Genomic DNA, 14264 nt, shown 5'->3' on the forward strand with positions numbered 1-14264 from the left:
ATAAAACAACGCATGAAAGAAACTACAGAAGAAAGTTTTGCTGATAGCAAATGAAGCCAGACCCTCTGACTCAATCTCATTGCCACGTTCTTCTCTGCAGACTCGTTGAAAGGGAAATCGTAGTTCTATGGCGAAGCAATACTGATTCCGAAGAACCTGTGAATTCGTAATATTGAAACTCTACAGAAAGAATGCTTCTGTAGACATCCTCAATGCTCAGTACTGCCGCAAATTGAGAAGCTGATGTTAATCAAAGAGAACCGTTGAAATTATCGTCGTAACCAACTATTGTGTTTGCGTGATTAGTATCGGGATAAATGTAAGTTGATGTGTTCCAGACGTCTTTCTCTGTAAGGTTCTTGTACTGATTGGCGTCTACTGAAACAGATACCAGATAACCCGCGGCGAGATAGGACTTGATAGTCAGTATGTCCTGATCCGTCCTTACGGTCAAGTAGCTAATTACATTCATACCGTTCCTGTATCTTGGAGCTTCTCTCCATGCAGATTCGGAAGGCCATGAAGTGTGATCGCTCGTATCGTAAGGCATTTCTTCCCAGCTGCTGACTCCAACTCTCGACAACAGCTTCTGAGCATCGAGGTATGATGACCCCCCGTCCTCGCCATCATTTATCTGATGATAGATGAAGTCAGGACTGAATATTCTGTTCTGATACGAAGGAGTAGGTTCTCCTCCATCTGTCCAGTCTGCGCCGCTGAGATCCCAGCCTCTATCCCTGGCTTCATAGAAAGTGGAAATATAATACCCATTTGAAAAGGCTACACACGAGCCCTCGCCGCCCTGATCTCCCACGGGAGGAAAGTACATCGAAACGGAATGGTCTAAAGTCGATGGTAAGCTTCCCTGGACTGAGAAGCCGTCCATCAGATGCCAGGTCCTGGCGATTTCATCCCAATCGTCTTCAGAAGGAGGACGCAAACCAGTACCGTGTCCGTCAATAATCTCGTTGTAATTTCTTCCTTCTTCGAGGACGCCTAGGTCTGCTTTTAGAAGTTCGAGCATTTCCCGTGACAAACCCTGCCTTATGCTTGAAAGGTAGTATGAAGAGCCCTGTGCTGCGACAACATTATGAATCTGCACGTTTACGAATGAGTTGTTTACGGTATTCTTCGGTGTCTCGGTCGAAGTGTATATCGCCACAGGAGTTCCAGATTGATAATTGTCGAATACTTCCACGGAAAAGAACTCTATGCTTCCCGTGGTGAAGTCATTGAAGGAATCAAATACCTTCAGGAATAATGTCTCATCTTCAAAGGGTAGGAGATCGGTGATATCCAGCACCATCTTGTTGTCAGGGAAAGGATGCTGCCCTCCTCTATAGCTATAGTCATCGAATCTCTTTTCTCTTATGGGAGAAGAAGGGTTGCCTACCCCAACCGTTATCTCGCAATCATCTCTTATTCCATGCGAGATTTCGAATACTGCAATTGCTCTCGGTTCGTAGTCCTCTCTTGGGTCTATAGTGAAGCAGCGGACCTGGTTTTCCTTCATTGCTTCGTATGTAATGTACAGGAAGCCGTCCGGAACGTTCTCCCAACCACCGACTCCCCACGAATTCACGACCTTGAAGGCCCCCATTTCCTGCGGGGGAATACTGTATGTAAAACTCCAGAGAGCCTCTTCGGAATACGCACCCCTATCGTCCCGTCCTCTGACTCTGAATGAGTGGCTTCCCTCTGAGTAACCACTCCACGTATAGTTCGTCCCGAGTCCAAAATCGACCCAATCACCGTTGTCTTTGCTGTATTCATACTTTGCTATCGTGCCATCTGAGTCGCTGCCTGTCCATGAAAACGAGTTGCTTGACACGTGTATATCGCCTTCAAGACCGCCAGTCTTTGTAATCACCGGGGGCTGATTCGCATAGCTGTAAGTGAATGACCAGATAACTATCTGCGAATACGCGCCTCCATCATCCAGAGCGCGAACCTCGAAGACATGATTTCCTTCTGAGTATCCCCTCCACGTATAACTCAAGTCAGTACCTACACTTATCCAGTCACCGCGGTCCTTTCTGTATTCATACCGTTCAATCGATCCATCTGAATCGCTTCCGGTCCAAGTGAATGTATTGAGGTACCTGGTCGTATCGCCTTCAATTCCACCGGTCTTTGTTACTGTAGGAGCATTATTGTGCAGTACATATTCGAAATTCCAGACAAGAGTTGGAGAATATGATCCTTCATCGTCTCTAGCCCTAACCTCAAAAGAGTGATTCCCGATAGAGTAGCCGCTCCAGACGTATTCGTTTTCCATTCCGATGTTAGTCCAGACCCCTGCGTCTTTTCTGTATTCGTATTCAACTATTGTGCCATCGGGATCATTACCCGACCATGAAAAGACATTTGAGGCGTTATCTGTCTCTCCTTCAAGACCACCGGTCTTTGTCACTGCTGGTGGCACATTGGGAGGGTCGTAGTTGAACGACCACACGATTGTCTCCGAATAGGCCCCTTCATTGTCGAGAGCCCTTACTTCAAATGTATGCTCGCCTTCGGAATAACCGTTCCATGTGTATTCATCGGAAAGCTCTGTATCGATCCACTCTCCCGAGTCTTTTCTCAGTTCGAATCGCACTATTTCACCATCTGGATCGTTTCCGTTCCACGAGAAAGTGTTACTCGACTCTTCCGTTTCTCTTTCGACTCCTCCGGTCTTTGTTACTACTGGGGGCACGTTGGGAGGGTCGTAATTGAAGATCCAGATAGTAATTTCCGAATAGGCCCCTTCATTGTCGAGCGCCCTCACTTCAAACGTGTGTTCGCCTTCGGAATAACCGTTCCATGTGTATTCATCGGAAAGCTCTGTATCGATCCACTCTCCCGAGTCTTTTCTCAGTTCGAATCGCACTATTTCACCATCTGGATCGTTTCCGTTCCACGAGAAAGTGTTACTCGACTCTTCCGTTTCTCCTTCAACTCCTCCGGTCTTTGTCACTGCTGGAGGCACGTTGGGAGGGTCGTAATTGAAGATCCAGATAATAATTTCCGAATAGGCCCCTTCATTGTCCTGAGCCCTTACTTCAAATGTGTGTTCGCCTTCAGAGTATTCGCTCCAGGTATACACGGTTTCGTTTCCGTTGCTCTCCCAGTCAGCGGAGTCCTTTCTATACTCATATCTGATAATTGAACCGTCGGTGTCACTTCCCGACCACAGGAATGTACAGCTGCTTGTTGTCACTTTGCCGTTAGCTCCATCGAGCTTTACAACTTCTGGCGATTTGTTCACGGCCGGGCATCCGAACAGCAGGAAAATCAAAGACAAAGACAGAACGAATAGGATATATTTTTTCAAGTTGCTCTCCCCCTATTAAATGCTCCAAACAGAGCTGGCTAAATAACAAGTCTGCACATTCAAGAAACAGGTGAGGTAAATCCAATCGTTAATTACATAACATGACAGATGCAATACGAAAGAACCGTCAGAACGATTTCATATGAGTAGTTTATCATCTGAAGCATTCAACGGGTCTTCTCGAAATGTCATTTCAGCTACCGGTAGTTATCCGCCGTCGTTCTTGACGAAGGAATCCTCGCGTAGCTCCCTGAAAGCAAGTTCAAGTTCCTCATTTGTGTTCATAAATATGGGGCCTCCCCATGCAATGGGCTCTTTCAAAGGCTTCCCTGACAAAAGAAGAAACCTAATTCCCTCTGTCCCTGCTTTGATCCAAAATTGCTCACCCTCACCGAAGAGAACCGCGTTTTCGTTGGCTTCAGATTGGCCAGGATCAAAACTCCCACTACCTTGAAGAATACATATGAAAAGAGTGGTGCGATTCTCAGACTCGTATAACCATTCCTTCCCTGCATCGACCCGCACGTCAAGATATGTGGCTTTCACGTACCAGCCTTCAAAAGCTCCTGCCGATTCCTTTTAAGACCCGCCTATTACTAGTATTCTTACGCCTTCTTCAGTTACAATCGAACGTTTTCACTTCTTATATCACCGTATCTCTGGTCAGTAATCTTATCTTTTGTCGGAAGATTCAACCACAACTGAACCCCAAGCATCCTCTCAGCTGACTCAGGCATCTCCTGATGGATAATTCTCGAACCTGCCGTCATCCACTGACAGTCAACATCTAGTATCTCTCCTTTGTTACCAAGGCTGTCACCGTGTTCGATAATCTCGCTAATAAGATAAGTTACGGTCTCGATACCCCCTGTGAAGATGCCAAGGGAAGCCCTTGACATAATCCTCCGGATCAGTGGAATCAAAGGCATTCAGTAACAAAAAAAAGGTCGAAATCCTCGACATCTCTATGACCCAAAACCCTAACGAGTTTTACTCCGGCCCCATCAACGACAGCTTTCCCAGTCACGATCTTGCCAATTCTCCGTTTTCTATTCACTGGCATTCTCCTCTTTACTTCGCAACGGATTCTCATACATCAATACTCAGAAGCCTGTCGCAAAAATGGTATCTGAAGATCCCCAGTCATAAATGACTTCCATCTGAACCCCATGATCTATTATCCTAGATAAGCCTGCAAGAATATCCTTGTTTATCAGATCAAAGACAATAGGAAGACCGGACCTTGTTTTTTGGCCCGGCTTTAAGGGATGGGGGTGAGAAAGGTAATGAAGGTTTCCTCTGTCATTTCTGCGCCTGGTAATTAGTTGTCGCTAACTGTACTTCTATGTTTCATACTCGCCTTAGAGTTCTTCAGTTCATCTTCAAACAGATTATAAGAAAGGATTTTGGGAGTATTGTCGCAGAAGTATGGGAAAAGATGAGAGATAACCTGAAGTTGTTTTCTTTTCTCGGCAAACCTCGTTGAAACAGCACGGCATGCCCAGAAAGGGGAGATTGAGAAATCTGCAGATCACTGAGTGCATAATGATTCGATCTCTTTGGATTCACAGGAGATGATGATAGAATTCCGGTGTGCACTAAATATCTAGGATCAATTTTCCAAGGAAGATGAACCGGTCGGAAAGGTTCGTTGCCGGAGGTCATAGGCACCATCCGGATGCAGTTAATGCGAGTTGGTATTCGGCAACAGTTGCGATCTGCGAATTCTCTTCTGTTCAAACGTTATCCTTTCAGCGCTTTCATGAATCATATCCACTTACGTCGTTACTTGCCAAGAAGTTACTCGAAGTCCGTACGAAATCTCCTTTTGCTCAACGATTTTCTCTTTACCTTCTAGAAAACGAGATGTTTATGGAGAATCATCTGTTGAGAACAAAGAAAAAAGTACAGTTAACTATGAGCCGAACTTGCAGAGTATATTTTGAGATCGGTTGATAGTCTCGAAAACTTCGAGGAAGTATAAATATAAAACATTTCTTGGTCCTTCTTTTCGTAGTGCTTTCGGCGATAGTTTACTGCGACGACCCCTACTCCACCGAGGATAATGTAAACACATTAATCGAACAGCTCGAATCGTAAGGGTTCATCGTACTGCAAGTTACATTCTGCTCATTCGATATGCCCTATCTATTCTCAAACTACATTACGCCCAGGTGTTACGAAAACAATGTCGATACGCCTCGCTCTGTTTACTATATGCCGCCAGATCCCTCTCAAAGTACCAAGAATACCTTCCCTTTCACTTTCGGACTTAAGGAAGATCAAGTTGTCTTTACGGGGTAGGTGGGAGCGGGCTCGGGGTTGGAAAGAGCAAAGGCGCAGTTACAAGAAGCAAGTTGTCATTTGCAAGAATAGGAACCAAAGTCAGAATGGAAGACCTGGATTCTGAAACAAGTTCAGATCACGAAATGTGATTTTCATAATTTTCAAAGCTCTTTCCTCGCACCTCTACACCTTTTTTTGACGGGCAACGGAGCTCGTTGTTTTTCAAAGCATTAAGGACTTTTTCTAAAGCAGAATTTGGGCTTGTTCTTTGGTATCTCGATGGACAAATCTAAGATATACTAAATTATGTAACAAAATGAGTGATTGAATTACTATTTGGAATGAATCAAAATAAACAATTTTTTATGTTCACTGTGTTGAATAGCTAGAAGAATCGCAACTATATTCTTGTGGGTGACCGATGGGTGAAAAGAAGATAGTCTCGTCTATATTGTTCATTGCTGTGATCCTTTCGCTGGGTCTTGCTTTGACAAACTACATGGATCCCACGGGATATCCGGCAGCATGGCCAGATAATCCAAGCCCCGCACTGGCATCCTTTGAATTTTCCACAACAGCCGATTTGTTTGACTATCAACCCGCAGAAGCCTGGAGTGTGTGCGGTGGTTTACTGAACATAACAAGTAACGGACAGAGTAAAGCTATTCTTAATGGTAGTGAAGCATGGACTGATTACTCTTTAAAGGTTCTTGCAAGGGTGGTCGGTGAAGAGGCGGCGGGAGAGTCCAGCTACAAGGTATTTGCTCGTACAACTGGAGGAGCCAGTAGTTTGAATGGATACGCTTTCGAAATAGACACGAACTACTCAAATCGATTCGCCATAAAGAGAATTGTAAATGGAATAGAGTCGACAACCCTAATTACATCGGTAACCTCGACGGGTTTCGACTGGAATCAGTGGCAGGAAATCTCGGTAACCGTTATCGGAAATGAATTCGGCATGCATATCAACGGTATTGAGGTTCTCAGATACACCGATATGGAAGACCCCTATTTAAGCGGAAACGTAGGCCTCGGCTGTGACGGATTTATTCAGTTAGAGTTCGACTACGCAAGAGTTTACAAGGCAAGTGTTGACCTAAGAGAGTGGATCCCTTACACCTACTCAGGAGATCCGGTGTATGATAAATCAGGTAGTGTAGATAGTTCCAGTGGTGGATCTGTAAACCCGTCACACGTAGATATCGTCAGCACGCCTTCTCTCCCCTCTGTAATGGTCTACTTCGACTCCGGAGTAATGATGTTCAGAATAGTACTGGGCGGAAATCCTCTTTCATTATTCGGGAGGGGCACTCCATATACATCTTCAACCTGGGTGATTCTTATTGACTTTGACGGAGACGGATACAGAGACTTTGCGGTCGAACTTGACGGAACGGATTCAGGAAGCGCTCCTGATGATATAAGGGTCTTCTACGGAGATATCAACAACCAGTATCTTTATGACGGTGATATGCTCTGGAAGCAGGACAGCGCAAGGCACAGATACAATCCTACGGACAGCGACGGCGAGCCCGAAAGACCTGCGAACTGGGATGTAGATCCATCACCTTCTGTGTGGGATTTTTCGAGGACCAGGGTTACGGAATACAGTGATCCTTCCGCGGGAAAGGTGTACATTCTCGATATTCAGGTTCCTCTTTCGGCGCTTGACGCAACCGCAGTCGGCGGACCGAAGCTTACAACTAGCTCAGTCTTTCAGCTTGCTTTCACCACAAGCGCAAATACAAACAACCCAGTTCAAAAGGACCTGGCTTATCAGGGAATTTACAACATGGAGACAAATAGCCCTGTTCTATTTGGCGACCCTATAAACACTTCCGGGCAGATAAGTCAGATTCCTCTGACATCAAAGATTACTGTTACGGGATGCGGACCTTCTCTAGTCGAGGCCTTGGTACAGGATGCCAGTATTCTGGTCGATGGCCAGGTACGATCATCTGTTACGGGCGTGGAGTTCTTTTATTACTTCGATTTCAACGAAAACGGACTTGCGGATGACGGATTTGACTGGATATCAATTGGCAACGCTACGTCCGTTGATGGATTCAATCCATGGAGATTTAGCTGGGACACTTCACAGATTCCCAGGGGAAACTACTTAGTAAAGGCCGTGGTTGTCGATTATCAGGGGAACACAATGGATTCATATCTTCAGTACACTGACGGTGATCTGAGGCAGATAGCCCTCTTCGAAAACGTTTGCAGCAGCCTGAGCCTTTCGATTTCAGGGACTGTCTTTGAGGATTCACAGGCCGACGGCTACCCATTCTCCGCTGGCACCGATCTACCAAAAGAAGGAGTTCGCGTCAGACTGTACAGAGAACTCGACGACAATTTCATTCTTAGCAGCGGCGATTCTTTTCTTGGAGAAACTACCACCGATAGCAGCGGGCTGTACACATTCGGTTTTCTGCCTCCTTACAGATACTACGTTGTAGTCAACTCGAGAGATGTCTCTCCTTCGGGAATAAACTCTGGCTTCGCTGGAGATGTCGTCTGGGCCGAACAGACCTACAAGCGTGAGTTTTTCGACGGTGTCTATCTCGATTTGCAGGCCTTCGGCGGTATAGATCCAGAGGCATCTGATGCTTTTTCGATTAGCTCCACGGCTGTTGATGACAGCAACTTCGAGCATCTCTCCATTGTAGATATTACGGGAGTGACTGAAACTGTGTACGGAATCGACCACGGCTTTTCCTTCAACGTTGTCGTGAATAACGGAGATACAGGAGTTAATGATCCAGGAACAGAGGGAAACCAGGGAAGCCTCAGGCAGTTCGTATTGAATTCTAACGCGATTGCGGGAGAAAACACGATAAGGTTCGTATTGATGACCCCGCAGAACTCCTTTTCTGGTGAGAGTTCCTGGTGGACATTAAGACTGCTTTCGGTTCTTCCGGAGATTGTTGACACCGGTACTATTGTAGATGGCACTGTATTCAGCATTACTGGCGAAACCATTGACACTAACCTATCCTCATTCGGAGGCGGAGTGGCTGGAACGGACGGGATTGCTGTGCCGGCGGTCGCAGGTACTGAAGTTGAAATCGACTGCAACGATCTGGCTTATTGCTTCAAGACGATGTCGACAGCTTCGGGTTTCGAGCTTAGAGATGTCTCTTTCTTCAACGGAGGCGGTGCTCTGGGTGACCAATCGGCTCCAGTAATTATTGCAGGTCCTGACACGGATTTGAGTGGACTCGTGATTGGTTCCAGAGCAGACGGGGCGAGACCTCTGGATGACTACCTGAACAAGCGGTTTGGCATTGTATTTGGAAGCAACGGGAATCTCTCGAATTCGTACATCGCACACAATGGGTCGGGTCTCCTGTTGACAGGCAGCAACATAATTGTCACAAACATTCATACATATGACAACGCCATAGGTCCCTCCGGTACTGACGGAAATGGCATAACGATTCTGTTGCCAGCGAATCAGATAACAATAAGAAACTCGATTGTAGATCTGAACGGAGGAAGTCACTCTGGTGTTTCACATGGAAACGGTATATATACATCGGGTGATTCTTCTATTGCGATAGAGAATCTCACTGTAAGCAACTCATCGTCTTGCGGAGTATCGCTTAATCTCTCGGCCGGTGCAGAAGTTTATCGTACCGTAATCCACGGCTCTCTTTCAGGCCCAGGTATAAGGGTAAGCAACGATTCTTCAGAGGGGCAATTCGCCGAGAACTCTTATTACGAAAACAGAGGTCTTGCGATAGATCTTCTTAGAGATCCTTCGACTTCAGTTATTGAAGGAGTTAACGAAAATGACGGGCTTCTCAATTCGGGCTTCGGAAATGAGGGCATCGATCACCCTGTAATTACAGGTGCAAGCTACTCCGGCAGTTTACTTACCATAGAAGGATACGTTGGAGACGGTACCGGGAGTAGTGTTTTCTCGGGAGCTACAGTAGAAATCTACAGCGCACTGGCCGGCGAGGGAGATGCTCACCTCGGAGCATCTTACGGCGAAGGGTTAAAATACGTTGGTTCAGTCCTGGCAGATGCAAACGGAACCTTTAGCGGCACAATTGACACCGGTTCACAGGAGACTGTGATTAACGGAATCACGATACTTGGAAACTCTACTTCGGAATTCGGTCCAAACAAGCAGATTGGCGAGGGTCTCGCGATAGAAGGTTTTGTATTTGAAGACTCCAACAACAACAGGGTTTTGGACCCGGGCGAATCGGGAATAGCCGGCGTAAGAGTCGAGTTGTGGAAATACGAATCCGGTGCATGGTCGATGAGTGATTATGCAGAAACTGAATCGGATGGTTCCTATGGATTTTCCGTGAGCCAGGGATCATACAGAGTCGTTGAAGATGCTCAGAATCTCTATGACTCTTCTACGGGAGGCTCCGATCCATCTGGATATATCTCGACTACTCCGAACTGGATCGAGGTAATCGTTGATAGTAAGAATGGATCGGCCAGTTTCGGAGATTATGAGGGGTTCATCATGAATGGATTCGTTTTCGATGATTCGGGAGATGGCCTTCTTGGGAACGCGAACAATGCAGTCAAGGATCAGGGTGAATCAGGAATCGCAGGAGCTAAAATAGTCCTGACGAACGGCTTTGATTCCTACACAAGATACACCGATGAGGAAGGTTATTACAGATTCTTCGTCTCAGGCAGTCCAGATTATCCCATTACGATCACAGAATTAGATCCAGCCTCCTGCACATCGACCGGTGACTTCGATAGCAACGGTTCCGATCCTTACGATGAGCGAAATAGAATTTCGATTGGCTCGGGAATCGACTCAGATTTAGATTACAACTTTGCCGATGTGAGAAGACTCCTTCTTTCGGGAATCAATAGTTCTTCGGGAAGACCAAACTCAGTTGTTTTTTTCGATCACTTTTTAACTGTCTCCACTCCGGGTAGTGTATATCTTGAAGCTATCTCGGCCCAGGCTTTCGAAACAACTATCTACGAAGCCGATCAGTTCGGAGGGATTATTGAAGAGTGGGATCAGTCTGAAATCAGGAATCCGGGAATGTATTACATGAGAGTCGGCGTGACCGTTCCCTTAGATGTGGATAACGGAACTGTTGACAGCATTATTCTGAGAGCTTTGCAGAGCTGGGCGAACTCTTCCGGGACGGACAGCGCTGTGACATCCGATACGTTGACCGTCGGTTTTGATGGACTTGTGATATCCAAGGAGACAAGAAATTTCACTTTAGACTCACCATGGTCGTTATTCTCTGAAGGAAAACCAGGCGATACCATCGAATACAGGATCTCCTTCTCAAATAACGGAAGCGCTCCGATTAACTCGCTGAAGATCACCGATCCTCTCGACAGAAATCTTCTTCTTTTGCAGAACGGCTACACGATCGGTGAGTTTGAAGGAAACGTTCTGTTGTGCATCGGAGAAGACGATCATCTCCTGTTTGCGGAAGAGGGGGAAGATGCGAATCTCGACTACGCTTTTCTCAATGATGGCGTTCTTTTTATAGAAGTTAGTAGGATAGTTGGGGCACTTCAACCTGGCAGTTCAGTCTCTATTTTGTTCAAGGTCAGGATTAATGAGTAAGATCTGGGAGGGTTTTAAATGAAAAGGATATTGGTACTTGTTCTCGTTCTATTTTGCTTCGTAGGAGTAGTCGGTCTCTCGAATCAAGAACCTGTGAAAGTATCGATTGAGAGCTACAAGGTCTGGGATTCGAGAACGGCTACGGAGACACTGGAAATTCTTCAGGAGGTCTTCCCCGGTGATGAGATAATGTACATCCTTACCTATGAAAATGTTTCGGAATCCACTTTTGGGGGACTCCAGATGGTAGGGATGATACCGGAAGAAACCTTCTACATAAAGGGAAGCGCTACTGGAGAGAAGAGGAAACATGAAGAATGGGAGGCAAAGGATATCGAACTTCGTTTCAGCATCGACGGCGGTATATCTTTCTCCAAACCGCCTCTCTTTACAGAAGAAGTTGTCGGAGGAATAACTGTCAAGAAACTCGTAAATCCGATTACTTACACCAACATCCTGTGGATCTACTCCAAAGATTTCAAGCCTTTTGATATTTTGAAAGTATGTTACAGAGTGAAGGTATCCGAATGAAAACTCAGGAGGTGATTCTTATGAGAAGAAAACTACTTCTGGTTCTTATCGTGGCATTGGCTATGGCAGCCGCGATTGCCGTGCCACCCGCTGCTGGCACACAGATAAAGAACCAGGCTGCGGCAACGTACATCGACAACTCGGGCGTTGAAAGAACGATACTCTCAAACCAGGTGATCACTACGGTCTTGCCGGTCTACTCGGTCCAGGTAACACCGGACCTAATTGAACAGCCGGCCGCTGCCGGACAGACTTTGAACTTCCAGTTCAGAATCGACAATCTGGCAAACACGTCAGATAGTTTCAATGCGACACCCGTTATTGACGACGTGAACTCAACTTTCTTGCCGATCACTCCCGAAGTCTACTACGATGAGAATGCCAACGGACTGGTTGATCCTGGAGAGGTTCTCTGGAGCGCGGGTATCGTTATACCTTCAAATGACTTCAGGTACGCAATCTTAAGGTACAGAGTCCCTAGCGCGACGACTGCAGGGGCAACGGCAACCGTATGGTTAAACGTCGATTCGGCTAGCGATCCTGTAAGCGCTTATGATTACAACAACGCCGCAAACGCTACCGTCTACAACGATGCAGTAGTAAATCTCTACAAGTCAGTCGTTCCACAAGATGTAAGCGCAGGGGACACTGTCACTTATGTGATTTCCGGAAACAACTCCGGAAACAAAAGCGCCTTCAACATTGTAATAACCGATATTCTTGATGGAAACCTTACTTTCGTAAGCTCCGCTGACGCTCGACTTGAACATACGGCCGGTACGATAACTATAACTATCGGTGAGCTGCCTCCAGCAAACCAATTCCGCGTTGAGTTTCAGGTCACAATCAACGCCGATACTCAGTCCGGAATGATTGAGAATATCGCCACTATGCAATACGACACTAGTACTAGCGGATCCGTCAGTAGAAGCTCAAATGTCTCGGCTATAATGGTCGGCGGGCCCGGTTATGAAACCACCATGGTCTGGATCGGCCCCTCCGGAGACCCCCGGGCTCTAGTAGAGACTACGGACAGGTCTACAGAGTCGGGTGTTGCGGGCACTCTGGTCTCTTTTGTAAACACAGTGGAGAACGCAGGCCTCTCAGTTGATGTTATTGACGTGACGGTAGATGAAATCATACCTGCCGATCTCGAAGGAGTTGTGGCAATAGCCTTCTTCGCAGAAAACCTTACTCCGCTTCCGGACTCAAACAACAACGGAATGCAGGACTCCGGACCTCTCGCTCCCGGAGAGACCTTTGACGTTGTTGTCAAAGTTTTCGTCCCTTCGAGCATCTCTACGCCGGACGCATCGATAACGGCGATAGTCAGGGCGATTTCTTCGATCTCCAGTTCGGCTTCCGATACAACTCTTGACATAGTCCATCCTATAACTACACCGGAAATCGCCATAGGAAACGCTTCTGAAACTGCATTAGACAATATCTATGACAAAACTCCCGTTAACCTTACGGGCGACCCTGGAGCATACGTTTACTTCCCTCTGGACGTCGTAAACGAGTCTCAAGGGAGCGACACCTTCACTCTTTCCGCCGTTACACCAGCGGGATGGACAGTCAGATTCCACATCGATGAAAATGGAGACGGCATCCTGGATCCCGAAGAGATGTCTTCGGTGACGAATACCGGTGAAATCGGTCCAAACGCTGGAAAGAGAATCATAGCGAGGGTACTGATACCGGAAGGGACTCTCTGGACAGGTACTCCAGTACCGGTGAAATTCCATGCGACATCTCTGCACAACCCGACTGTCTCCGATTATCAGGAAAACAGTATTACTGTGAACAAGGTCTACAGCATTCTCTTGCAGCCTTCCAGAAATGGTTCGGCCGCCCCAAATTCTCATATAGACTACGAGCACACCCTGACAAACACCGGAAACGTTGCCGTTACCGTGATGCTATATCCTGATTCTTCCCGCAACTGGTCGTACGTATTCGAAGTGGGTGGAAACACTTTGCCTCTCGACTCTGCGTTCCCTCTGGAACCTGGTCAGAGCATCACGGGAATCTTCAGGTTGTTCGTACCGGGAGAACCCCTGGGAGTAATCGACGTATCTACTCTTAAAGCAGTGGTACAGGAAGACACATCAGTAACAGCTAAGATTATCGACGTAACGGTCGTTGTAAGTGCAAACATAAGGATTTCGAAGACCGTTGACAAGACAGAGGCAGAACCCGGAGAAGTACTGATATACACGGTCTCATACTCCAACATCGGCACGGAACCAGTGGCCTCCTTCACGGTCTACGATTCGATTCCATTCTACACGAAGCTCCACGAATCAATAACGGACGGGACCTTCAGTCCGCTTCCAACGGGAGTGAGCTACGACTTTGGAGCAACTTGGGAAACATTCGCGGACGCCGTCTTTGGAGATGTTACGACACTCAGATGGGAACTTAGCACATTAGATGCAGGTGAAAGCGGTACTGTGAGCTTCCCCGTCGTGATTGACGGATACGACAACTAAGAATCTCTCTAGCCATGGCCTTCGGGCCATGGCCTTCAGCTCTGCGATCACTTCCCCT

At 46.8% G+C, this 14264-nt stretch carries 4 protein-coding genes and 1 pseudogene; 3 read left to right on the forward strand and 2 right to left on the reverse strand.

The window, feature by feature from the left end:
- Positions 1 to 250 precede the first annotated feature (250 nt).
- Positions 251 to 3316, reverse strand: coding sequence for a Two component regulator three Y domain protein (locus V513_RS09700; RefSeq protein ID WP_099772586.1), 3066 nt, complete (start codon positions 3314 to 3316; stop codon positions 251 to 253).
- 207 nt (positions 3317 to 3523) lie between these two features.
- Positions 3524 to 4379 (reverse strand): annotated as a pseudogene (locus tag V513_RS14345) (pirin family protein).
- 1644 nt (positions 4380 to 6023) lie between these two features.
- Here V513_RS14345 and V513_RS09715 point away from each other — a divergent pair.
- From V513_RS09715 to V513_RS09725, 3 genes are read left to right on the forward strand one after another with little or no spacing between them, the layout of a single operon-like run.
- Positions 6024 to 11180 (forward strand): SdrD B-like domain-containing protein, encoded by a 5157-nt coding sequence (locus V513_RS09715; RefSeq protein WP_099772588.1) that lies wholly within the window; start codon positions 6024 to 6026, stop codon positions 11178 to 11180.
- Between the two features lie 18 nt (positions 11181 to 11198).
- Positions 11199 to 11711 (forward strand): hypothetical protein, encoded by a 513-nt coding sequence (locus V513_RS09720; RefSeq protein WP_099772589.1) that lies wholly within the window; start codon positions 11199 to 11201, stop codon positions 11709 to 11711.
- Positions 11712 to 11731: 20 nt separating this feature from the next.
- Complete coding sequence (locus V513_RS09725) at positions 11732 to 14206, forward strand: DUF11 domain-containing protein (RefSeq protein WP_180274874.1); 2475 nt, start codon at positions 11732 to 11734, stop codon at positions 14204 to 14206.
- Positions 14207 to 14264 lie beyond the last annotated feature (58 nt).

It is taken from the genome of Mesotoga sp. H07.pep.5.3, assembly GCF_002752615.1.
In the GTDB taxonomy this organism is placed as follows: domain Bacteria; phylum Thermotogota; class Thermotogae; order Petrotogales; family Kosmotogaceae; genus Mesotoga; species Mesotoga prima.

Excerpts from the sequence above, each read along its gene's own strand:
- V513_RS09725 (WP_180274874.1), top strand. The coding sequence starts at position 11,732 with ATGAGAAGAAAACTACTTCTGGTTCTTATCGTGGCATTGGCTATGGCA.
- V513_RS09720 (WP_099772589.1), top strand. The coding sequence starts at position 11,199 with ATGAAAAGGATATTGGTACTTGTTCTCGTTCTATTTTGCTTCGTAGGA.
- V513_RS09715 (WP_099772588.1), top strand. The coding sequence starts at position 6,024 with ATGGGTGAAAAGAAGATAGTCTCGTCTATATTGTTCATTGCTGTGATC.